The following is a 22,480-nucleotide window of genomic DNA, read 5'->3' as shown; positions in this document are numbered from 1 at the left end:
TTATGTTGAATTTAAGTGGCTGGCGTAATTTTCTCTATGTTCTGCCTGCGGTGCTGGTCTATGCGGTGTTTCTGCTGTTCCCGCTACTGGCCTCGCTGGGCATCAGTTTTACCGAATGGGACGGCACCTCGCTGCCGGTGTTTAGCGGCGTCAGCAACTATCTGCGGATGTTCAGCGATCCGGTGTTCTGGATTGCACTGGGCAATAACGCCATCCTGATGCTGTTCTATACCCTGTTGCCGATTGGCGTCGGCCTGCTGCTCTGCAGCTTTCTGTATGACACGCGCAACAACAGCGAACGCAGCGTGCTGCGCATTCTCTTTTTCCTGCCCTACATCATGCCGATGGCGGTGCTGGGCGTGGTGTGGCGCTGGCTCTATAACCCGGCGTTTGGTCCGATCGACCAGATATTACGCGCAATCGGATTGCCCCAGCTGGCGCTCTCCTGGCTGGGTGATTTTACCTGGGCGCTGCCCGCCGTGGGTCTGGTCGCCACCTGGTACTTCTTCGGCTTCTGTCTGGTGCTGTTTATGGCGGGCCTGCAGCGCATGGATCCGTCACTGCTGGAAGCGGCCGATCTCGATGGCTCGTCGCGTCGCCAGAAGTTTATGCGCATTACGCTGCCAGGCCTGCGACCCGAGCTGCGGATTGCACTGCTGCTGACGGTGATCGCCAGTCTGAAAGCCTTTGACCTGGTCTATGTGATGACGCAGGGCGGCCCGGGCACCTCCACCATGGTGACCAACATCTTTATGTATAAGCAGGGCTTTGATCTGCACTACTTTGGCTACGCCTCGTCGGTAGCGGTGTTCAGCATGGTCATTGTTTTAGGGATTAACTATCTGATCCATCTGGCCTTAAAGGAGCGTTACTGATGCGAAGCACGCCGGTGATTTCACGCGCGCTGATCTGGATCGTGGCGCTGATGACGATTCTGCCGTTCCTGATGGCACTGATGACGTCGTTCAAAACCCAGATGGAGCTGTTTCAGGGGGTCTTCACGCTGCCCGCCTCGCTGAATTTCAAAAACTACCTGACCGCGTGGCAACAGGGACACTTCAACGTCTACTTTCTCAATTCGGTGCTGGTGGTGATTCCGGTGGTGCTGTTCAGCGTGCTGCTGGGCATTCTGGCCGGGTTCGGTTTCGCGTGGCTGAAAATCCCTGGTAAAAAAGTCATCGGAGCGATGCTGGCGCTGGGGATGGTATTGCCGAGTGAAGCCTTTATCATTCCGCTCTATCACGAGCTGCGCTGGATGGGGCTGACCAACACCTATCTGGCGCTGATCCTGCCGCAAATCGCCCTGTCGCTGCCCTTTACCACGCTGATGATCGCCAGTGCTTTTCAGCAGGTGCCGAAAGAACTGGTGGAAGCGGCGGTAATGGATGGGGCATCGCGGGTCAAAATTCTGTGGGGCATTCTGGTGCCCGCTATCTGGCCGACCCTCTCAACGCTGGGGCTGCTGCTGTTTATCTGGACCTGGAATGAGTTCCTGATCCCGCTGATTCTGGTCAACAAGGATGAGTTACGCACACTGCCAATTGGCATGATGTTTTTCCAGAACAAAAACACCATCGACATTCCGGTGCTGATGGCGGGCGCGATGATTGTGATTATGCCGCTGATCGTGGTGTTCCTGATTTTCCAGCGCAAGTTCATCAGCGGCGTCACCGAAGGGGCCGTGAAGTAATCTGTGATAGCCCGCACGAAACGGCGCACTGGCGGCCAGACAAAGGTTTGCCGCGCCGTATCGTGCTGCAATTCCTCCTCCTCAATCCTGCGGGAGACGCATGATGCACCTTTCCCTTGCTGATTTTCACCCTGTCGCCGATGGCGAAACCCCGGACACGGCCGTGCTGCAACGCGCTATGGATCAGATTGCGGCGGCGGGCGGTGGCCGTCTGACCCTGCCTGCCGGGCGTTATCGCAGCGGCTGCCTGAATCTGCCCTCTGATTTTGAACTCCATCTTGAAGCGGGCGCGGTGCTGATCGCCAGTCAGCGGCTGGCTGATTACCAGGCGGTACAGGCGCTGAGCTGTGCTGAGAAGTCCCACAATGTGCTGCTCTATGCGCTGGGCCAGCGCAATATCACCATCAGCGGCACCGGCCGTATAGACGGTGACGGTGAAGCCTGGTTTGCCGCTGAGCGTGACGAGCAGGGCTATCGCCTGCCGCGTGCGGACCGCCCGCGGATCATTGTGTTTGAAGATTGCGAGCAGGTAACGCTGACCGCCTTTACCATCGTGCAGGCGCCGATGTGGACGGTGCATCTGGTGAGCTGTCGCCATGTGCATATCGACCACCTCACCATCGACAATGCCATGACCATGCCGAATACCGATGCGCTCGATATCGACAGTTGCGAAGCGGTGTTTGTCAGCAATAGCTATCTCAGTGCCGCCGATGATGCCATCTGCATCAAAACCACCCATAAACCGGCCGCGCTGCGGCGTCCGGCGCGGCAGATTATGATCACCAACTGCCTGCTGCGTAGCTACAGCTGCGCCTTTAAAATCGGCACTGAAACCTGGGATGATGTGGAAGATGTCACGGTGACCGGCTGCACCATTTTTGATTCCAACCGTGGCATCGGCATTCTGTCGCGTGACGGTGGCGCGATGCGGCGTCTGCTGTTCAGTAATCTGACTTTTGCCTGTCACCATGCGCCGCCCTGTCACTGGGGAAAAGCCGATCCGCTGCATATTTCGGTGCGCAGGCGCGATCCCGCCATTACGCCCGGCATCGTAGAGCAGGTGCAGTTCAGTAACGTTACGGGCGTGGCGGAAGGGGCGATTAACCTGCATGCGGCAGAACCGGGCTGGATACGCGATGTGGTCATCAGCCAGCTGCAGATGCGGCAGACCGTGGCACCGGTTGCACAGGGACACTATGATGTACGGCCACCCTGTAACCCGGACTCCCCGACCGGCATGGGGCTGGATAACGCCTACAAACTTGACCCGAAAACCGGCGAAGCTTTTGGCGTAGAGCGCTATCCCGGCGGGCTGCCGGGCCTGTTTGCACGCGGGGTGGAGAACCTGCAACTGCACAGCCTGGCGATAGTACGACCGGAACCGTTACCGCCAGGCTGGCACCCTGAGTGCGTGGTGCAGTTGCCGGACTAAATCACAGCGCGGCGGCGATGGCCATACCGAGCTGTTCGGTGCTGGCGCTGCCGCCGAGATCGCGCGTCAGGTGCTCACCCGCTGCCAGCGTGCGTTCAATCGCGTCTAACACCGCATCACCTGCCGCTTTGTAGCCGAGGTGCTCCAGCATCATCGCGCCACACCAGATCTGTCCGATGGGATTGGCGACACCTTTACCGGCGATATCGGGCGCAGAACCGTGAACCGGTTCAAACAGGCTGGGGAACAGGCCTTCCGGGTTGATATTGGCCGAAGGGGCGATGCCGATGGTGCCGGTACAGGCCGGGCCGAGATCGGAGAGGATATCGCCAAACAGATTGCTGGCGACCACCACATCAAACCAGTCCGGATGCAGCACGAAGTTAGCGGTGAGAATATCGATGTGATACTTATCGACGCGAACATCGGGGAACTGACCGGCCATGGCTTCAACGCGGCTATCCCAGTAGGGCATGGTGATGGCAATGCCGTTCGATTTGGTGGCGGAGGTCAGGTGTTTCTTCGGCCGACTCTGCGCCAGCTGATAGGCAAACTTCAGGATGCGATCGACGCCGGTGCGCGTCATCACCGTCTCCTGAATCACCACTTCACGTTCGGTGCCGGGGAACATGGTGCCGCCGACGCTGGAGTATTCACCCTCAGTGTTTTCGCGTACCACATAGAAGTCGATATCGCCGGGCTGACGATTCGCCAGCGGCGCTTTGACGCCTGGCATCAGTCGCACCGGACGCAGATTCACATATTGATCGAACTCCCGGCGGAACTGCAGCAGCGAGCCCCACAGTGAAACGTGGTCGGGCACCACATCGGGCCAGCCGACTGCGCCAAAATAGATTGCATCAAAGGCTTTCAGCTGTGGAAACCAGTCGTCAGGCAACATTTTGCCATGCTGCTGCCAGTAGTCGGCACTGGCGTAATCGAACCACTCCCAGCGCAGCGGAATGTTAAATTTCTCTGCGGCCGCATTCATTACACGGACGCCTTCCGGCATCACTTCTTTGCCGATGCCGTCGCCAGGGATCACGGCAACAGAGTGAATTTTGTCAGTCACAGGGTACCTTTCCGGTTGATGTTCGAATTGTGTACGCAGTATAACTGTCGCTTCCGGGGAAATAATGAGCCTGAAAGGCAATCCAGTGTTGAATAAAAGTAGAGAATCCCGCACCTCCACCGATGATTTAGCCTTCTTTGTTCGCCTGGCTGCGCTGGATAGCCTGACTGCGGCGGCGCGCGAACTGGGACTGTCGCTGGCGGCGGTCAGCAAACGTCTGAGCCAGCTGGAACAGCGGCTTGGTGTGCAACTCCTGCGCCGCACCACGCGACGACTGGAGCTGACGCCGGAAGGGCGCCGATATCTGGCGGGTGCGCGTCCGTTGCTGGATCAGCTGGCGGCGCTGGAAGAGGCGGTCAGCGGCGAAACCGCCCAGCTGCGCGGCACACTTAACATCAACGCCTCATTTGGCTTTGGCCGTCGGCATATTGCGCCCTGCGTCTCGGCTTTTGCCGCGCTGCACCCGGAACTCTCGCTGTCGCTGCAGCTCAGCAGCCAGCCACTTAATTTTCTTGATGCCCACATGGATATTGATATCCGCGTCGGGGAACCGCCCGACTCACGGCTGGTGGCGCGCAAACTGCGTACCAATCCGCGCATTCTCTGCTGCTCACCCGCCTATGCCGCCCGGCACGGTCTGCCGGAGACAGTGCGCGATCTGGCACAACACAACTGCATTTTACTGCGCCAGCACGACAGCGATTTTACCCTGTGGCGACTGACCAGCGGCGAACAGAGCATCAATCAGAAAGTGCGCGGCAGTCTGATCACCAACGATGGCGAAGTGGCGATGCGGCTGGCGATGGATGGGCATGGCATCTTGCTGCGTTCCTGGTGGGATGCGCAGCACAGTCTGGCGACGGGCGAACTGCTGCCGGTGTTACCCGACTGGCAGGCACCGGATGGCGATATTTTTGCGGTCTGGCAGGCGCAGCGTCAGCTTCCGGCGCGTATTACCGCATTTGTGGCGTTTCTGCAGAGCAATCTGCAATCGATTGATTAGTAAGGCTTTTAAAGGCAGTTTCTGGCGCAGCCAGACGCCTGCGGACAATAAATATACCGCATTAAGCTGATTCGGTTGCGTCATCATGCCGCTGCGTTTACAGCGTTTTAGCGGCTGCGTATGATTCTTATTCTTTTTATTTCCTGCCTGTCCTCTGCGTTGTGGCCAGCCGGGAGCAGCAGGCAGATAGGGGAGTTAAGTATGAAAGCGTTGTTCAGTCCGCGTACAGCGGCACTTACACTGGCGATGGTGACCACCTTCAGCCTGACGGCGTGCCAGATACCGGCGAAAAAAGTGGATGCCAGTGCGCCGGTGGTGATGCAGCCCTCCAGCCCTGATAACCTGATTCAGCGCGAGCTGGGTGAAGGTTTGTACGAGATGGCCTATCTGCCAGCAAAAAATGCCCTCTATGTCGCCAGCGCGCAGGGATTTAAAGATATCAGCGGCGGCATGATCTACCGTCTTGATGCTTCCACGCTGCAGAGCACCGGCGCGGGACACTTCGACCTGAAAAACTTTGGTCTGATCAGTGCGCCTGACGGCAGCGCACTCTACGCCACCAACACGCTGGATGGCGGTATCTCTAAAATCGATCCTGATAACGGTAAGGTGCTGAAGCGCCTGATGTTTGACGAGAAAAACGAGAAAGGCATGCCCTATGGCACGCGTGAAATCTTTCTGCATGACGGGCTGCTCTATGTCGGCGGCGTGGGCGATCCAGGCGTGATCTGGGTGGTTGATGCCAAAACCCTGACGCTGAAAACCCGGATAAAAAATGCCGGGAAGTGGGTCACAGGCATCATCTTCTCGCCGGTCAGCGACCGGATTTATGCGGCGAACGGCAGCGGAGAAATCCTGGTGATCAATCCGCGCAATAACAAAATCGAGCAGCGCCTGACGGCGGGTGACGGGCAGGAGTATCTGTTCCTGAATATGGCCGAGGATCCGGCAACCGGTCGCCTGTTTGTTACGGATAATTCAAAAGCGAAAAATACGCTGGTGTTTGATGAGCGCAGCGGCAAGGTCATTAAGCGTCTGAATCCGGGCGACTCACTGGGGATTAAGTTTAATGGCAAGCGCAATGAGATTTATATCAGCCAGCGCGAATCGAAGAAGGTGCTGCAGCTGGATGGCACCACCTATGAGGTGAAAAACAGCTGGTCATTTGATAGCCACCCCAACAGTCTGCTGGTCTCACCGGACGGGCAGACCCTGTTCGTCACCCTGAAGCAGGGCTTCAATGACGATCACAGCAGTCAGGGGCTGGATGGCGTGGCGCGTATCACACTGCAATAAGAAAAGGCGGCATCGCTGCCGCCTGCATCTTTACTTAGCCACACCTTCTACCAGCACCACGCGATAGTTCGCGCCTTTCAGACGGTGCGCTTTGGCAGCCTGATATTCCGGGCTGTCATACCAGGCATGTGCGGCTTCGCGGCTCGCGAATTCCAGAATCACCACGCCTTCCGCTTCCTGCCCTTCCAGCGTTTCCAGTTCGCCATAGAAGGCGAGAGGATTGATCTGATGATCGCCGCGAGCCTCGCCCGCTTTCTCGGCATAGATCGCCATTTCGTCCTGGTTCAGGGTGTTATCACGAATAAATACAACATATGCACTCACAGGTCTCTCCTTAAGCTTTTTTATCCTGGGTTTTGGTATCGAAGTCAGCGGCATCATGACGCTCGTGCAGCTGATCGGCCGGGTCGCCCATGACACGGTTGACCTTGCGGCCACGAATCACAGCAGGTCGCAGCGCGATCTCTTTCGCCCAGCGCACCACATTTTTATAGGAGTGCACATCCAGGAATTCGGCACCGCCATACTGGTCATTCAGCACCATGTTGCCGTACCACGGCCAGGTGGCGATATCAGCGATGGTGTAGTCATCACCGGCCAGATAGCGGTTATCTGCCAGCTGACGATCCAACACGTCGAGCTGACGCTTCGCTTCCAGCGTGAAGCGGTTAATGGCGTACTCAATTTTTTCTGGCGCGTAGTGATAGAAATGACCGAAACCACCGCCGAGGTAAGGCGCTGAGCCCTGTAACCAGAAGAGCCAGTTCAGGGTTTCGGTGCGGCCAGCGATATCTTTCGGCAGGAAGTAGCCATACTTCTCCGCAAGATAGAGCAGGATGTTGCCCGATTCAAATACCCGAATCGGCGGCGTTGCCGAGTGGTCGCTCAGCGCCGGGATTTTCGAGTTCGGGTTTACGTCGACAAAACCGCTGGAGAACTGATCGCCTTCGCCGATACGGATCAGCCAGGCATCATATTCCGCATCGTTGACGTTAAGCGCCAGCAGCTCTTCCAGCAGGATGGTCACTTTCTGGCCGTTAGGCGTGCCAAGCGAATAGAGCTGTAAAGGATGCTTGCCGACCGGCAACGCTTTTTCATGGGTGGGACCAGCGAACGGACGATTAGTTTTAGCGCCGTTACCTTTGGCTTCAGGGTCCCAGGTCCAGACTTTTGCGGGCTGATATGCATTTTCCGACATAATGAAAGTTCGCCTTATGGTGTGGTATTGGTCTGGAGTGTAGCAGGTGCTGCGAAGGGGGTTTAACTCTGCTGGCTGCGCAAGGCCGTGCTGCAGGGGGCTGATGTCAGGCGGGCAGCGGCACAGGAGAAAAGTGAATAAAAGTGTGTCAGGCAGGTGGTTCGTTATCCTGAGCGGAGGTGGCCGTGCAGTCAGCAGCGACTGCACGGCAGGCAGGGTTACAGCAGTTCACGCTCAATCAGTTCGCGGGTTTCTACCGCCTGAACCTTCATCTTTTCCGGGTAGCCAAACAGAGACGCCGCGATGATCGGTTCACCGCCGACTTTATAACTGCGGGTGGCAAAGCCGGTGTCGCGCAGCGTTTTAAACAGGGTGTCGAAGTCCACTTCGCCTTCGCCCACGCCGACATGCTGGTGAATGGTGGCATCCACCCCTGGCGGGTTAACGATGTAGCGACAGTGTTTTGTATGGTTCATGGTGTCGGCGATCAGCATGTGTGACAGATCGTCACCGGCATACTCCAGCATCGGTTTCACATCACCTTTGCCTTTGTCATAAAAGAAAGTGTGTGGTGCGCTATAAATATACTTCACGTTATCGCTGCGAAACGACTTCACGATATCCACGGTTTCGTTGTTCTCTTCGCAGAAATCCCATGGATGCGCCTGGATTTCGACGCGGATGCCTTCACGTTCGATGATTGGCAGCAGCTCTTCCATGGAGCGATAGAACATCTCTTCACAGATTTCCGGCTCGTTAGGCGTGCCGGAGAGCTCGGTGTTGATCACCTGCACACCCATCTCAACCGCGATCTCGATCATCCGCTTCCAGTTCTTCACCGCCGCCTGACGACGCAGCTCATCCGGGCCGGACCAGCGATAGACCACGATAAACGAGGAGATCTCCAGCCCGGTGGCGTTTAACGCATTCTTATACTCGGTGATGATTTCACGGCTGGCTTTAGGATGCTTATAAAACGGGTTGATCTGCGGATGCGGCGACTGTTCGATATATTTGTATCCCCAGTCGGCCACCTGATGAACCATACGGGTGATGCCTAAATCTTTAATCACATCCACATCAAAAGCGATTTTCATCTTTCTGCTCCGGGCACATTAAGGTTGCTGTTCTTCATTGAAGGTCACGCCAATCTGCTGCCTGACGTTGTCCATCGTGGCCAGGGTGGTAATCGCCTGGTCAAGCGAATGGATGGGTGAATCGATCCGGTTCTGACCGATACACCAGGCGAAATGGTTAATTTCATGACAGAGCTGTTCATAGCGGCTGGCAGGCTCCTGCCACTGCAGGCGATGACGCCGATCGCTGGAGGTCAGGGTGAAGTTACCAGGCGCATAGAACTGGCCCGCCAGTTCCAGCGTGGCCTCGCGTCCGGCGATCACCGCGCCGCCTGGCGTGTTGCTGAACAGGGTGGTATTCAGCACCGAATGCATGCCGTGCTGATGGGTAAACAGCATCGACGTCTGACCGTTTACACGCCCATCCGGGACGGACTGGCCCCGGGCGACGATCGTGTCAGGCGCACCGCCGCCAACAAACACGCTAAGCGCCACCAGATAGCTGCCCAGATCCAGCATCGGGCCGCCCGCCAGATCGGCGTTGAAGATGCGGTGGTCCGGGGTGAAAAACTCGCCATGATCGGCAATCAGGGTGTGAACATCGCCGAGCACGCCATCCACAAGCAGCTGACGGATAACGTCATATTTCGGTGTGAAGTTGCACCACATCGCCTCCATACAGAGCAGGTTCGCGGCAGCGGCGGCCTGTTTAAGCTGTGTCGCCTGTTGAGCATTCAGCGCCAGCGGCTTTTCAATCAGCAGATGCTTTCCGGCGGCAATCGCGCGCAGACCATCGGGAAAATGGTGGTTGTGGGGCGTGGCGATATAGACCGCATCAACATCCTCCCGCGCCAGCAGCACGTCGATACTGCCCGTGGCATGGCTGATTGACCATTTGTCGGCAAAGGCCTGTGCTTTTGCCGGGTCACGCGCAGCCACCGCCGTGATCTGCTGGTGGGTATGCTTGCGCAGTGCATGGGCAAAATGGTCGGCGATCCAGCCCGGCCCGATAATGCCCCAGCGCAACTGTGGTACCTGGCTGGCCGCGGTCAGGCGTGGAACCGGAAGCGTTGAAGGGAACATAACTTTTCCTTTTGTACGTGCAGGCAGGTGCTGCTCAGGGCTCCACTATAGAAAGCCCGCCGTCGTCGCTCTAACCTTTTAATGATGTGATCCCATCAACCCGATCGGCGCAGGATTTTTATCCGTTTTAGCAAATGGGCGTTTTAAAGAGAATGCAGAAAGAAATGAATGTTTCATTTTGCGAGGGCGATCAAGATTAGCGCTGAATTTCTATCAAATAAATGAGAGGAAATGGCTGTGCCGCGATAGAGTGTTGATGTCTCAGACAACAGAATATATAGGCGTAGCCGTCAGCCAGCGCTACAGAGAGCAGAAGCAGGGAGAAGGATGATGTCAAAAGTGACGATGACCGCTATTGCGCAGGCGGCGGGCGTGGGCGTGGCCACCGTGGATCGGGTGCTGAATGGACGCGCGCCGGTGCGCAGCGTGACCGAGCAGAAAGTGCTGGCTGCGGCCCGCGAGCTGGGCTATCACCTGACGCAGGCACACATCCGGACAACATCGCCGCTCGCTGCGGCAACAGTTCGCGTGAGCTTTATCCTGCTGCCTGCCCGTTATTCGTTTTATCAGCAGCTGGGCGAGGTGCTGAAACAGCAGCTGAAGGCGCAGCAGCCACAGGGCAGCGAACCTGAATTCTGCTGGCATGATATTCATGAAGTGGAGGCGGTGGCGCACTCGCTGCGTCTGCTGGCACAGCGCAGTGATGTGATTGCGCTGGTGGCGCTGGATCATCCGCTGATTCGTCACGCGATTCAGGATGTGTCACGACTGGGCGTACGGGTTTACGCGCTCTTTTCTGATTTCTCGCCCTGTGAGCATGCGGGGTTTATCGGCATTGATAATCAGAAAGCGGGACGTACGGCGGCCTGGATGGCACAGCATCTGCTGCGTCAGCCGGGATGCGTTGGGGTGCTGCTGGGCGATCACCGCTTTACCTGCCAGGAGAGCAGCGAGATCAGTTTCCGCTCTTACCTGCGCGAGTCAGGCATCAGCCAGCGGGTACTGGAACCGTTAAAAACGCATGAGTCGGGTGAAGGAGGCTATCAGGCGACCCGGCAGTTGCTGGACACCCATGATGATCTGGTGATGATTTATGCGCCCTGCGGCGGCATAGAGGGCGTGGTGCAGGCGCTGCGTGACAGCGGACGCAGGCAGATCGATCTGCTGTGCCACGGTCCGCTGCCCGGCGATGAGCTGGCGCTGATTGATGGCACCATTACGCTGATGTTGCGCCATCGTATTGATGCCATGGCTGCGGCGGTGATCGCCACCTGCCTCAACAGCCGGATGGAACAGCGCGACCATTTTGCTCAGGTGACCGTACCCTTTGAAATCGTGACGCGTGAAAACCTGTAGAAAGAGCAGGTTAGCGGGTATTTGATAGAAAACTATCATATAAAGAAATATTTAAACGCGATCTCTATCAAAAAATGAAACTTTCATTGTTGTCTGAGATGAAATTTTCATTTGATACTGCCAGCAGTTCTCACTGCACAGGCAGATATCATGACCTTTCACATTGCTAATGCGCCCTGTAGCTGGGGCGTCGACGATCCCGCTAATCCCTGGCTGCCGCCATGGCAGAAAGTCCTGACTGAAGCCGCTCTGGCTGGCTATCCCAGTATCGAACTTGGCCCCTGGGGCTATCTGCCAGCGGATGCAGCCGAACTGACCCGGCAGCTTAATGCGCATCAGCTTTCGCTGGTGGCGGGTACGATTTTTGATGATTTGGTCAGTGAAGCGCATTTCCCTGAACTGGTGACGCTGACCCACAACCTGTGCCGTACCCTGGCCAGCGTACCAGCCGCCGTCAAAACGCCCGGCGCCAGCGCGCCTTATCTGGTGATCATCGACTTCGGGAATCCGGAGCGGGCGAAATATGCCGGTCAGTCAGAAAAAGCGCCACGGCTCTCCGCTGACGACTGGCAGCGCATGATGCGACACATCACCATTCTCAGTGAGATTGCCTGGCAGGAGTATGGCGTGCGACCGGTGATCCATCCGCATGCGGGCGGCTGCATTGAGTTTGCCGATGAGCTTGCGCGGCTGGTCAGTGATATTCCGCATCAGGTGGCTGGTTTATGCCTGGATACCGGCCATCTCTATTACGCCGGGATGGATCCGGTCGCTTCGCTGCAACAGTACTGGACCCGCATCGATTACCTCCACTTCAAAGACGTTAACCAGCGGGTCTGGCGAGACGCCCTCTCTCACGGACTCGACTTTTTCACTGCCTGCGCGCAGGGGGTGATGTGTCCGCTGGGGCAGGGCGCAATTGACTATCCGGCGGTGCGCACGCTGCTGACTGAGCGTAACTATCAGGGCTGGATCACCATCGAACAGGAGCGTGATCCGCGCCATGCCGACACCAGTCTGCGGGATGTTAAAGCCAGCCTGGACTATCTCCGATCAACAGGATTCTGAGGACAACAGCATGATTAACGGTAAAAAAGCGGCTAATCGCTCGCTGCGCTGGGGCATGATCGGCGGCGGCGGCACCAGCCAGATTGGGTATATCCATCGCTCTGCAGCACAGCGTGACGGAAACTTTGTGCTGCTGGCGGGGGCGTTTGATATTGATGCCGCACGCGGGCGTGAGTTTGGTCAGGCGCTGGGTGTGGCACCGGACCGCTGTTATCCCGATTATGCCAGCCTGTTCGCCGGGGAAGCCGCGCGTGAAGATGGCATTGAGGCGGTGTCTGTCGCCACGCCTAATAATACTCACTTCGCCATTTGCCGCGCGGCGCTTAATGCCGGGCTGCATGTGGTGTGCGAGAAGCCCCTCTGTTTTACGGTCGAAGAGGCGGATGAGCTGGAGCAGCTGAGCCGGGAGAAGCAGAAGGTTGTTGGCGTCACCTACGGTTACGCCGGGCATCAGCTGGTTCATCAGGCCAGGGAGATGATCGCCGAAGGGGCTCTGGGTGAGATCCGCATCGTTAACATGCAGTTTGCTCACGGCTTCCATAATGAGGCGGTGGAGTTGCAGAGTGAAAGCACCCGCTGGCGGGTCGATCCGCGCTTTGTCGGCCCGAGTTACGTGTTAGGCGACCTGGCGACGCATCCGTTATTTATTGCAGAAACGATGTTGCCACAGCTGAAAGTGACACGTCTGCTCTGTTCGCGTCAGAGCTTTGTCGCGTCGCGTGCGCCGCTGGAGGATAACGCCTTTGTGATGATGGAGTATGACAACGGCGCGGTCGGCACGTTATGGGCGTCGGCGGTGAATGCCGGATCGATGCACGGGCAGAAGATTCGGGTCGTCGGATCGAAAGCCAGTCTGGAGTGGTGGGATGAGCAGCCGAACCAGTTGCGCTATGAAGTGCAGGGCGAGCCAGTGCGCATTCTGGAGCGCGGCATGGGCTATCTTAATCCGCGCGCGCTGGAAGAGGACCGCATTGGCGGAGGGCATACCGAGGGGTTATTTGAAGCCTGGTCCAATCTTTATCGTCGCTTCGCACTGGCGATGGATGCCACCGATCGCCGTGACACCGACTTCCTGCAGAATTTCTGGTATCCCGACGTGCATGCCGGATTAATGGGCGTGCGCTGGGTCGCGCAGTGCGTGAAATCGGCGGATGCCGGTGCGGTGTGGGTGGCGTGCTGAAGCAGAGGGTGAGCCACAGGATGTGGCGAGTGTATCGAACCTTCGATAACGGGTTCGTTCCACAAAAGCAAAAAACCCGCCAGAGGCGGGTTCTTTAAATATGGTGCCCGAACCCGGACAAAAATGCCGGGAGCATTTTTGCATCGCGCGGCTTCGCGCGACCCGGAGGGTGAGCCACAGGATGTGGCGAGTGTATCGAACCTTCGATAACGGGTTCGCTCCACAAAAGCAAAAACCCGCCAGAGGCGGGTTCTTTAAATATGGTGCCCGAACCCGGAATCGAACCAGGGACACGGGGATTTTCAATCCCCTGCTCTACCGACTGAGCTATTCGGGCAACGGGGCGCATTAAACCGTAAAGGCCGCGGGTCGTCAACGGCTTTCACCAAAAAACCCCTGGAAACGTGACTGATTGCCTGATTTTCAGTCAAAGCGGGTAAAACCTCAGGCCAGCGCGCCATTTTTACGGCACAGCGCGATGCTGTAAACATCCTCCGCCAGCCGCTGTGCGGTGGCGACATCCTGCACATTGCGCTTCACCAGCAGCTTGCTAAGGCAGCCTTCAAGAATCAGCTCCATTTGATCGGCCACCATGCTGGGGTTGTCCAGCGCCTGCTCCACCAGAATGTCGTGGGTGAACTGCCATGAGCCGCGTTTCTGCTGTTCGGCCAGTTGATGGATGGGCTGATCGGGCTGCGGGTAGAAGCTGCAGGCGGCGATAAACAGGCAGCCTGGAAAGCGTCCTTTGCTGACCTGCTCACTCAGGACCTCATAGCGTGCCATCAGCTTCTGGTCGGGCGACAGCGATTCATCCAGCAGGATCTGGCGTCGCCAGGTATCAATCTGCTGCCCGTGATAGCGCAGTGCATCGTAGAGCAGGGCGTCACGATCGGGCCAGAACTGCTGAAGCTGGTCACGGGTTAATTCGGATCCCGCCAGGGTTTCCAATGAGAGGGTGGCGGCGAGGCCGTTCTGTTCAAGCACATTCAATGCATGCTCGAGTATCTGTTCACGCTGCAAGTGACTCTCCTCTGGTATGCAGGCCCGGTAATGCACCGGGCAATGACCTGACTCCAGTGTTGTTTACGGGGTAAGTTTCTGCAAATGCGCCCGGAAGTCGGCGGCATTGAGAAACCCGGTGATGCGCGATCCAGCGATTTCGCGGCCCTGCGCATCAAAGAACAAAATCGTCGGTAAGCCCAGCACCTGAAGGTGCTGCAACAGCACGTTATCACTGGCGTTGTTGGCGGTGACGTTGGCCTGGAGCAGCTGTACCTGACTCAGGCTATCGCGCACGGCGCTATCACTAAAGGTATATTTTTCAAACTCTTTGCAGGCGACGCACCAGTCAGCGTAGAGATCGACCATGGTGATGCGGCCGCGGGCCTGCTGCAGCGCGCTATCAAGCTGCTGCGGCGTCTGGATAGTATGGAACGGCAGCGGTGCCACAGCCTGCTGCTGCGCCGGTCCGCCAAAGGCCCAGTCCTGCAACGGGCGTGCGCTGATCAGCGCAGCGGCCAGCATGAGAATCTGCACTACGCGCCACTTACCGCTGCTGGCGCGCAGGCTGACGCTGAACGCCCAGCCAAAGAACGCCACGCCGAGCAGGCTCCAGAACCGCAATCCCCATGCATCGCCCAGCACCCGCTCCAGCAGGAAGACCGGCAGCGCCAGGATGACAAAACCAAAGCCCTCTTTAACGGTTTGCATCCACGGGCCGCTTTTCGGCAGCAGCCGGTTGCCAAACAGGGTCACGGCGATCAGCGGTAATCCCATTCCGACCGCATAGAGCCACAGCGTCCCGGCACCGGCCCACAGATTTCCGCTCTGCGCGATGTAAAGCAGAATAGCGCTGAGCGGGGCGGTGGTGCAGGGCGAGCAGATCAAACCCGCCAGAGCGCCCATCAGGAAGACGCCGGGCAGCGAGCCACCCTGCTGACGATTACTCCACAGAGTCAGGCGGGTTTGCAGGCTGGCGGGCAGTTGCAGCGTAAACAGGCCGAACATCGACAGCGCCAGCACGATAAACAGCAGTGAGAGCGTGAACAGCACATAAGGATGCTGCAACGCGGCCTGGAAGCGCAGGCCCGCTGCCGCGACGACGACTCCCAGCAGCGTGTAGGTCAGCGCCATCCCCTGCACATAGACCATCGCCAGCGCGAACAGTCGGCCCAGCGAATAGTGGCGCTGTCCGCCAAGGATAATGCCGGAGATCAGCGGATACATCGGCAGTACGCAGGGCGTAAACGCGACACCGATACCAATCAGTAGCGCCCAGAGCGGCGAGAAAGGCAGCGGGCTGGCGGGCGCGGGCTGAGCGCTGACCGGCGGCGGTGCGCTGCTGGCGGTCACCGCACTTACCGGAACGCTGCGCGTCTCTGGCGGATAACAGAATCCGGCGGCGGCACAGCCCTGATAGGTGACACTGAGTGTGGCGCCGCTGGCCGCCTGTTGCAGCGTCACCGGCAGCGTCAGATCCTGCGGATAGATTTCACTTTTGCCGAAGAATTCATCTTCATGCGGCTGACCGGCCGGCAGCGTTAACGGCGCGATGGTCGCGTTCTGCGGTGTGATGTGGATCTGCTGGCGATAGAGGTAATAACCCGATTTCACTTTCCAGTGCAGGTTGAGCTGCGCGCCCTGCTGGTCGAAGTCAAAAGTAAAGGCCTGATCGACCGGCACAAAGCGACTGGTCGCCGGATTTGAAAAGAGTGAAGCGTGCGCCTGCAGGCCGATAAACAGCGTCAGCAGAAGCGTAATTAAGCGAGAGATGCGTGCAGCCATGACAAGTATTCACTGTCTCCATATTGAACCGGCAGCGCCAGCAGTTCGGGCACATCGTAAGGGTGAGCGTCTTTGAGCAGATCACACAGCGCCTGCTGATGATCGCTGTCGCATTTCAGCAGCATCTGGACTTCGCTGCTCTGCTCCATTTTTCCCTGCCAGAGATACCAGGAGGTGGCGCCCGGCAGCAGTGTGACACAGGCCGCCAGCCTGGCTTCCAGCGCTAAGCCAGCAAGGTGCTCCGCCGTGGCCTGATCGGGCGTGGTGCAGAGGATAACGACAGCATTCATCCTGTGACTCCTGTTTTAAAGAGCGCCGATGATAGCACGCTCCATCCGTAACACGAGGCGTGCGCTATAGCAGCAATCCGCCAAAAACGAAGCCAGAGAGCACCGACAGCGCAATGGCGATCACGCCGGGAATGATAAAGGCATGGTTAAACACATACTTGCCAATCCGGGTCGAACCCGTGTCATCCATCTCTACGGCGGCCAGCAGGGTCGGGTAGGTCGGCAGCACAAACAGCGCTGAAACCGCCGCGAAGGAAGCGATGGCAGTAAGCGGCGTAACGCCCAGCAGCAGCGCGGCGGGCATCAGCGCTTTGGTGGTCGCCGCCTGCGAGTAGAGCAGCATCGAGGCAAAGAACAGCACCAGCGCCAGCATCCACGGATAGGTTTTCAGCGTGTCGCCTGCCAGCATCTGAATCTCCGCCAGATGTGCCTTCACAAAGGTATCGCCCAGCCAGGCGACGCCCATCACGCAGATACAGGCGCTCATGCCGGACTTAAAGGTGCTGGCGCTGAGGATTTCGCTGGTGTCGAGTTTGCAGGTCAGGCTGATCAACGTGGCGATGGTCAGCATAAACACCACAATCGCTTCATTGCGTGGCAGCGGTGGATTGACGATCAGCCCGACGCTGGCGCTGGTCGCGGTGGCATAAAGCACCACGGCCACAATGCCCGTCAGAAACAGCAGCACCGATTTTTTCGCGCCCGGTTTTGCCTGGTAGAGGCTGGCGCCGCGCAGCGTGACTTCGCCTTTGGCGAGACGCGCCTGATAAACCTCATCATCCTTTAGCTCACGGCCTAAGAAGTTAGTCACCAGAGCCGCCAGGAAGAGGCCCACCATGGTTGAGGGGATGGCAATCGCCAGCAGCGTGATATAGCTGACGCCGCGCGGCTCAAGCAGGGTGGCGAAGAAGACCACCGCGGCTGAAATGGGTGATGCGGTAATCGCGATCTGCGAAGCCACTACCGCAATCGACAGCGGCCGGGAAGGGCGAACGCCTTGCTCTTTCGCCACTTCGGCAATCACCGGTAATGTTGAGAACGCGGTATGTCCGGTACCGGCCAGCAGCGTCATCAGGTAGGTCACCAGCGGGGCCAGCAGCGTAACGTGGCGAGGATGGCGGCGCAGCAGGCGTTCCGCCAGGCTCACCAGATAATCCATGCCGCCTGCCACCTGCATGGCGGCTATCGCGGCGATCACCGCCATGATGATTTCAATCACATCGAACGGAATAGCACCGGGTGCCATGCCAAATCCCAGCGTCAGGATCAGCACGCCCATTCCGCCTGCGAACCCGATACCAATGCCGCCAAGACGTGCGCCCAACCAGATCGCCATCAAGACGATAAGCAGCTCAACCACAAACATGAATGACTCCTGAAAGATAAACCGGTAATAGCCGGGTGTGCTGTTTAACAAAAAAAAAGGCACACCGTGTTGATCGCGGTGTGCCTTTGGTTAACCAGCGTCGGTTAAACCTTACTGTTCGTTTTCATCAGTATAACGTTTGGCTTTATAAACCGGGTACATCAGGTTCTGCACCGAGAAGATATCGTCCAGCTCACTTTCCGTCAGCAGGCCGCGCTCCAGCACGACTTCACGTACGCTTTTACCGGTTTCCGCACAGATTTTACCGACGATGTCGCCGTTGTGGTGGCCGATGTAAGGGTTGAGGTAAGTCACGATACCAATCGAGTTGAAGACATAGGCTTCGCACACTGCGCGGTTGGCGGTAATGCCGTTGATGCACTTCTCCAGCAGGTTATAGCAGGCGTTAGTCAGAATGCTGATCGACTCAAACAGCGCCTGGCCAATCACCGGCTCCATCACGTTGAGCTGCAGCTGGCCCGCTTCAGAGGCCATCGTCACGGTGATGTCGTTGCCAATCACTTTGAAGCAGACCTGGTTTACCACCTCCGGTACAACCGGATTGACCTTGGCGGGCATGATAGAGGAACCCGCCTGCAGCTCTGGCAGGTTGATTTCATTCAGACCAGCACGCGGGCCTGAGGAGAGCAGGCGCAGGTCGTTACAGATTTTAGAGAGCTTCACCGCCAGACGTTTCAGCGATGAATGGACCATCACATAGGCGCCGCAGTCGGAGGTTGCTTCAATCAGATCTTCCGCTGGCACCACCGGCAGGTTGCTGACTTCCGCCAGACGCTGTACCGCCAGGTGCTGATACCCTTCCGGCGTATTGAGGCGGGTGCCGATGGCGGTCGCGCCCAGGTTCACTTCCAGCAGCAGTTCCGCGGTGCGCAGAATGCTTTTGGTCTCTTCGTTCAGCAGTACGCTGAAGGCGTGAAATTCCTGCCCGAGGGTCATCGGCACGGCATCCTGCAACTGGGTACGGCCCATTTTCAGGATGGTCTGGAACTCATCGGCTTTGTGCTGGAAGCCTTCGGCCAGCTGGCTGATGCCATCAAGCAGTTTCAGTAGCGAGCTGTAGACCGCGATGCGGAAACCGGTTGGGTAAGCGTCGTTGGTGGACTGGCATTTGTTCACATGATCGTTGGGGTTGAGGTACTGATATTCCCCTTTCTGGTGGCCCATCAGCTCAAGGCCGATGTTCGCCAGCACTTCATTGGTGTTCATGTTGACCGAGGTTCCGGCACCGCCCTGATAAACATCCACGGGGAACTGGTCCATACAGCGGCCGTTGTTGAGCACTTCGTCGCAGGCCTTAATGATGGTATCGGCAATATTGCGCGGGATGGTCTGCAGCTCTTTGTTGGCCATCGCCGCCGCTTTTTTTACCATCACCATGCCGCGGACAAATTCAGGTATGTCGCTGATTTTGCTGTTGCTGATATAAAAATTCTCAATCGCACGCAGAGTATGAACGCCATAATAGGCATCCGCCGGAACTTCGCGCATACCTAACAGGTCTTCTTCGATACGAATGTTGTTCGCCATGATAACCTTCTTGTTGTTGCCGCTAACCATCACAAAGGATGTGTTTATTTTGTCGTGGTGTACCCGTGCCGACATATTATCCGTCTTCATAGGGGCGTGTGCGATCATATTCTGATGCATATGAAAAGCACGCATGCAGATCACTTAATGCTGCAGCCTGGTTAACGATATGTGAAGTTGGTTACAAAATTAACCCCGCAGGATAAATTTGACAGGATCGGTTGAAAATGGCGGCGCGGGTGCCCATCTCTTTTCTTATCATCCTCAGGATGAACGCTTTCTGCTGACCGGCACGCTGCCGTTCAGCCCCTACTTACAGGAGAGTACGGTGCGCTGGATACCGTTATTAGTCTTTTTCGTTCTGGCCTGGATTGAGATTTCCCTCTTCATTCAGGTTGCACACGTCATGGGCGTGCTGCTTACCATGCTGTTGGTGGTCTTCACCTCGTGCATCGGCGTCTCGCTGGTCAAAAATCAGGGCATGAAAAACTTTATGCTGATGCAGGAGAAGCTGGCACGTAATGAAAGCCCGGCCAATGAGATGATCAAAAGCGTGTCGCTGATCATCGCCGGTTTCCTGCTGCTGCTGCCTGGTTTCTTTACCGACCTGCTGGGCCTGCTGCTGCTGCTGCCACCGGTGCAGAAACATCTGACGCTGAAGCTGATGCCTCATCTGCGCGTCTGGCGGGGACCGGGAGCCGGACCAGACAGCGGCTACACCATGGATGGCGAGTTCGAGCGTAAAGACAGCGATCGCCTTGAGCATCATGACGATCACAAGGATCGTTAACCGCAGCTGTCACCTCTGAAAGCGCAACCTACGGGTTGCGTTTTTTATTTGCCCCATCATCTGTTCAAAAAGCCATCACTTATCACTCACAGGTAAAAAATTTGTTGTCCGCCCCCTTGAAAGTGGGTGGTAGCGGCCCTATCTCTCTGGTCACGAGGCCGGAAGCCATGCAGCCCGGTGTTCAACCCCAAAACTGAATGATTGGACTTCTCAAAGGAGAGCTATCAAATGAAAATTCGTCCATTGCACGATCGCGTTATCGTCAAGCGTAAAGAAGTTGAAGCTAAATCAGCTGGCGGCATCGTGCTGACCGGTTCCGCAGCCGGTAAATCCACCCGTGGTGAAGTACTGGCTGTCGGCAATGGCCGCATCCTTGAGAGTGGCGACATTAAGCCGCTGGACGTGAAGGTTGGCGACATCGTGATCTTCAGCGAAGGTTACGGCGCGAAAACCGAGAAAATCGACAACGAAGAGGTGCTTATCATCTCTGAGAGCGACATTCTGGCCGTTGTTGAAGCGTAATTTTTACGCGTAATTCACTGAACGAAACGAATTTAAGGGATATTTAAAGATGGCAGCTAAAGACGTAAAATTCGGTAATGACGCACGCGTAAAAATGCTGCGTGGCGTGAACGTACTGGCAGATGCAGTAAAAGTTACCCTGGGTCCTAAAGGCCGTAACGTAGTCCTGGATAAATCTTTTGGTGCACCGACCATCACTAAAGATGGTGTTTCTGTGGCACGTGAAATCGAGCTGGAAGACAAGTTCGAGAACATGGGCGCGCAGATGGTGAAAGAAGTTGCCTCTAAAGCGAACGACGCTGCGGGCGACGGTACCACCACTGCAACCGTACTGGCACAGTCTATCATCACCGAAGGCCTGAAAGCGGTCGCAGCGGGTATGAACCCGATGGACCTGAAGCGCGGTATTGACCAGGCTGTTATCGCTGCGGTTGAGAAACTGAAAGCGCTGTCTGTTCCTTGCTCTGACTCTAAAGCGATTGCGCAGGTAGGTACTATCTCTGCTAACTCCGATGAAACCGTGGGCCAGTTGATTGCTCAGGCGATGGAGAAAGTGGGTAAAGAAGGCGTGATCACCGTTGAAGAAGGCACCGGCCTGCAGGATGAGCTGGATGTGGTTGAAGGTATGCAGTTTGATCGCGGCTACCTGTCACCTTACTTCATCAACAAGCCAGAAACCGGTGCGATTGAACTGGAATCTCCGTTCATCCTGCTGGCTGACAAGAAAATCTCTAACATTCGTGAAATGCTGCCAGTGCTGGAAGCCGTTGCGAAAGCCGGCAAACCACTGCTGATCATCGCGGAAGATGTTGAAGGCGAAGCGCTGGCAACACTGGTGGTTAACACCATGCGCGGCATCGTGAAAGTGGCTGCGGTTAAAGCACCAGGCTTCGGCGACCGTCGTAAAGCTATGCTGCAGGATATCGCTATCCTGACCGGTGGTACCGTAATCTCTGAAGAGATCGGTATGGAACTGGAGAAAGCGGCTCTGGAAGATCTGGGCCAGGCAAAACGCGTTGTGATCAACAAAGACACCACCACCATCATCGACGGTGTGGGTGAAGAAGCGACAATTCAGGGCCGTGTAACCCAGATTCGTCAGCAGATCGAAGAAGCAACGTCTGACTACGACAAAGAAAAACTGCAGGAGCGCGTAGCGAAACTGGCAGGCGGCGTAGCCGTTCTGAAAGTAGGCGCAGCAACTGAAGTTGAAATGAAAGAGAAGAAAGCCCGCGTTGAAGATGCGCTGCACGCAACCCGTGCTGCCGTTGAAGAAGGTGTGGTTGCTGGTGGTGGTGTGGCGCTGGTTCGCGTGGCAGCACAGCTGGTTGATCTGCGTGGTCAGAACGAAGATCAGAACGTCGGTATCAAAGTTGCGCTGCGCGCGATGGAATCTCCACTGCGTCAGATCGTTTCTAACGCCGGTGAAGAGCCATCTGTTGTCGCTAACAACGTGAAAGCGGGCGACGGTAACTACGGTTACAACGCGCAGACTGAAGAGTACGGCAACATGATCGACTTCGGTATCCTGGACCCAACCAAAGTGACCCGTTCTGCTCTGCAGTACGCGGCCTCTGTTGCGGGTCTGATGATCACGACCGAATGTATGGTCACTGACCTGCCAAAAGGCGACGCACCTGATTTAGGCGGCGGCGCTGGCGGTATGGGTGGCATGGGCGGTATGGGCGGCATGATGTAATTGCCGTTGACTGCTTAAGTCATC

21 protein-coding genes and 1 tRNA gene are annotated in these 22,480 nt (G+C 56.9%); 11 read left to right on the top strand and 11 right to left on the bottom strand.

The window, feature by feature from the left end; genetic code table 11:
• Nucleotides 1-2 precede the first annotated feature (2 nt).
• The 3 genes from ACXKZD_RS17575 to ACXKZD_RS17565 all read left to right on the top strand — a co-directional run bounded on the left by ACXKZD_RS17575 (nt 3) and on the right by ACXKZD_RS17565 (nt 3,125).
• Entirely contained in the window at nt 3-875 is an 873-nt protein-coding gene (locus tag ACXKZD_RS17575; RefSeq protein WP_010252041.1) for a carbohydrate ABC transporter permease, read from the top strand.
• A complete protein-coding gene (locus ACXKZD_RS17570) occupies nt 875-1,690 on the top strand; it encodes a carbohydrate ABC transporter permease (RefSeq protein WP_010252038.1) in 816 nt (271 codons plus the stop codon). The genes ACXKZD_RS17575 and ACXKZD_RS17570 overlap by 1 nt, the downstream gene beginning before the upstream one ends.
• A gap of 103 nt (nt 1,691-1,793) precedes the next feature.
• Complete coding sequence (locus tag ACXKZD_RS17565; protein ID WP_033759728.1) at nt 1,794-3,125, top strand: glycoside hydrolase family 28 protein; 1,332 nt, start codon at nt 1,794-1,796, stop codon at nt 3,123-3,125.
• 1 nt (nt 3,126) lies between these two features.
• On the opposite strand, the gene ACXKZD_RS17560 is transcribed toward ACXKZD_RS17565, so the two are convergent.
• A complete protein-coding gene (locus tag ACXKZD_RS17560) occupies nt 3,127-4,197 on the bottom strand; it encodes a tartrate dehydrogenase (RefSeq protein ID WP_033787519.1) in 1,071 nt (356 codons plus the stop codon).
• 64 nt (nt 4,198-4,261) lie between these two features.
• Here ACXKZD_RS17560 and ACXKZD_RS17555 point away from each other — a divergent pair, with 64 nt between their 5' ends.
• Nucleotides 4,262-5,200, top strand: coding sequence for a LysR family transcriptional regulator (locus ACXKZD_RS17555; protein WP_245115664.1), 939 nt, complete (start codon nt 4,262-4,264; stop codon nt 5,198-5,200).
• A gap of 201 nt (nt 5,201-5,401) precedes the next feature.
• Nucleotides 5,402-6,496 carry a YncE family protein gene (locus tag ACXKZD_RS17550; protein WP_245115662.1) on the top strand — a complete coding sequence of 365 codons (1,095 nt, stop codon included), beginning with the start codon at nt 5,402-5,404 and terminating at the stop codon, nt 6,494-6,496.
• Between the two features lie 30 nt (nt 6,497-6,526).
• Here ACXKZD_RS17550 and ACXKZD_RS17545 read toward each other — a convergent pair whose 3' ends face one another.
• The 4 genes from ACXKZD_RS17545 to ACXKZD_RS17530 form a co-directional block, all read right to left on the bottom strand.
• Complete coding sequence (locus tag ACXKZD_RS17545; RefSeq protein WP_010252030.1) at nt 6,527-6,820, bottom strand: DUF1330 domain-containing protein; 294 nt, start codon at nt 6,818-6,820, stop codon at nt 6,527-6,529.
• Between the two features lie 10 nt (nt 6,821-6,830).
• Nucleotides 6,831-7,694 carry a glutathione-dependent disulfide-bond oxidoreductase gene (gene yghU, locus ACXKZD_RS17540; RefSeq protein ID WP_022625250.1) on the bottom strand — a complete coding sequence of 288 codons (864 nt, stop codon included), beginning with the start codon at nt 7,692-7,694 and terminating at the stop codon, nt 6,831-6,833.
• A gap of 218 nt (nt 7,695-7,912) precedes the next feature.
• On the bottom strand, nt 7,913-8,791 hold the full coding sequence (locus tag ACXKZD_RS17535; protein WP_010252025.1) for a sugar phosphate isomerase/epimerase family protein: 879 nt from the start codon (nt 8,789-8,791) through the stop codon (nt 7,913-7,915).
• Between the two features lie 18 nt (nt 8,792-8,809).
• A complete protein-coding gene (locus tag ACXKZD_RS17530) occupies nt 8,810-9,853 on the bottom strand; it encodes a Gfo/Idh/MocA family protein (RefSeq protein WP_488981775.1) in 1,044 nt (347 codons plus the stop codon).
• A gap of 330 nt (nt 9,854-10,183) precedes the next feature.
• Between ACXKZD_RS17530 and ACXKZD_RS17525 the strand changes: the two genes are divergently transcribed.
• The 3 genes from ACXKZD_RS17525 to ACXKZD_RS17515 all read left to right on the top strand — a co-directional run bounded on the left by ACXKZD_RS17525 (nt 10,184) and on the right by ACXKZD_RS17515 (nt 13,457).
• The gene (locus tag ACXKZD_RS17525) at nt 10,184-11,209 is read left to right on the top strand and encodes a LacI family DNA-binding transcriptional regulator (protein WP_010252022.1); all 1,026 of its coding nucleotides are present in this window, start codon (nt 10,184-10,186) and stop codon (nt 11,207-11,209) included.
• Between the two features lie 150 nt (nt 11,210-11,359).
• Nucleotides 11,360-12,277: a TIM barrel protein gene (locus tag ACXKZD_RS17520; RefSeq protein ID WP_033769475.1), complete on the top strand. Its 918-nt coding sequence runs from the start codon at nt 11,360-11,362 to the stop codon at nt 12,275-12,277.
• A gap of 10 nt (nt 12,278-12,287) precedes the next feature.
• Nucleotides 12,288-13,457, top strand: a complete 1,170-nt coding sequence (locus ACXKZD_RS17515; protein ID WP_033780452.1) for a Gfo/Idh/MocA family protein — start codon at nt 12,288-12,290, stop codon at nt 13,455-13,457.
• A 261-nt stretch (nt 13,458-13,718) separates the two neighbouring features.
• Here the strand turns inward: ACXKZD_RS17515 and ACXKZD_RS17510 are convergent.
• From ACXKZD_RS17510 to aspA, 6 genes are all read right to left on the bottom strand, one after another.
• Nucleotides 13,719-13,794 (bottom strand) — tRNA-Phe (locus tag ACXKZD_RS17510).
• A gap of 107 nt (nt 13,795-13,901) precedes the next feature.
• Nucleotides 13,902-14,477 carry a division control transcriptional repressor DicD gene (gene dicD, locus ACXKZD_RS17505; protein ID WP_010252014.1) on the bottom strand — a complete coding sequence of 192 codons (576 nt, stop codon included), beginning with the start codon at nt 14,475-14,477 and terminating at the stop codon, nt 13,902-13,904.
• Between the two features lie 63 nt (nt 14,478-14,540).
• Nucleotides 14,541-16,241, bottom strand: a complete 1,701-nt coding sequence (locus ACXKZD_RS17500) for a protein-disulfide reductase DsbD (protein WP_488981774.1) — start codon at nt 16,239-16,241, stop codon at nt 14,541-14,543.
• Nucleotides 16,217-16,531, bottom strand: a complete 315-nt coding sequence (gene cutA, locus ACXKZD_RS17495) for a divalent cation tolerance protein CutA (RefSeq protein WP_010672018.1) — start codon at nt 16,529-16,531, stop codon at nt 16,217-16,219. The genes ACXKZD_RS17500 and cutA overlap by 25 nt, the downstream gene beginning before the upstream one ends.
• A gap of 64 nt (nt 16,532-16,595) precedes the next feature.
• On the bottom strand, nt 16,596-17,897 hold the full coding sequence (locus tag ACXKZD_RS17490; protein WP_033759606.1) for an anaerobic C4-dicarboxylate transporter: 1,302 nt from the start codon (nt 17,895-17,897) through the stop codon (nt 16,596-16,598).
• 111 nt (nt 17,898-18,008) lie between these two features.
• Nucleotides 18,009-19,445 carry an aspartate ammonia-lyase gene (aspA, locus tag ACXKZD_RS17485; protein WP_010251996.1) on the bottom strand — a complete coding sequence of 479 codons (1,437 nt, stop codon included), beginning with the start codon at nt 19,443-19,445 and terminating at the stop codon, nt 18,009-18,011.
• Between the two features lie 328 nt (nt 19,446-19,773).
• Here aspA and ACXKZD_RS17480 point away from each other — a divergent pair, with 328 nt between their 5' ends.
• The 3 genes from ACXKZD_RS17480 to groL all read left to right on the top strand — a co-directional run bounded on the left by ACXKZD_RS17480 (nt 19,774) and on the right by groL (nt 22,456).
• Nucleotides 19,774-20,235 carry an FxsA family protein gene (locus tag ACXKZD_RS17480; RefSeq protein WP_010251992.1) on the top strand — a complete coding sequence of 154 codons (462 nt, stop codon included), beginning with the start codon at nt 19,774-19,776 and terminating at the stop codon, nt 20,233-20,235.
• 228 nt (nt 20,236-20,463) lie between these two features.
• A complete protein-coding gene (locus ACXKZD_RS17475; protein WP_010251990.1) occupies nt 20,464-20,757 on the top strand; it encodes a co-chaperone GroES in 294 nt (97 codons plus the stop codon).
• 49 nt (nt 20,758-20,806) lie between these two features.
• Complete coding sequence (gene groL, locus ACXKZD_RS17470) at nt 20,807-22,456, top strand: chaperonin GroEL (RefSeq protein ID WP_010251987.1); 1,650 nt, start codon at nt 20,807-20,809, stop codon at nt 22,454-22,456.
• Nucleotides 22,457-22,480 lie beyond the last annotated feature (24 nt).

The organism is Pantoea sp. ABR1s (assembly GCF_057812235.1).
The sequence above is the reverse complement of the archived record's forward strand: the minus strand, read 5'-3'. Positions and strand labels throughout refer to the sequence as shown.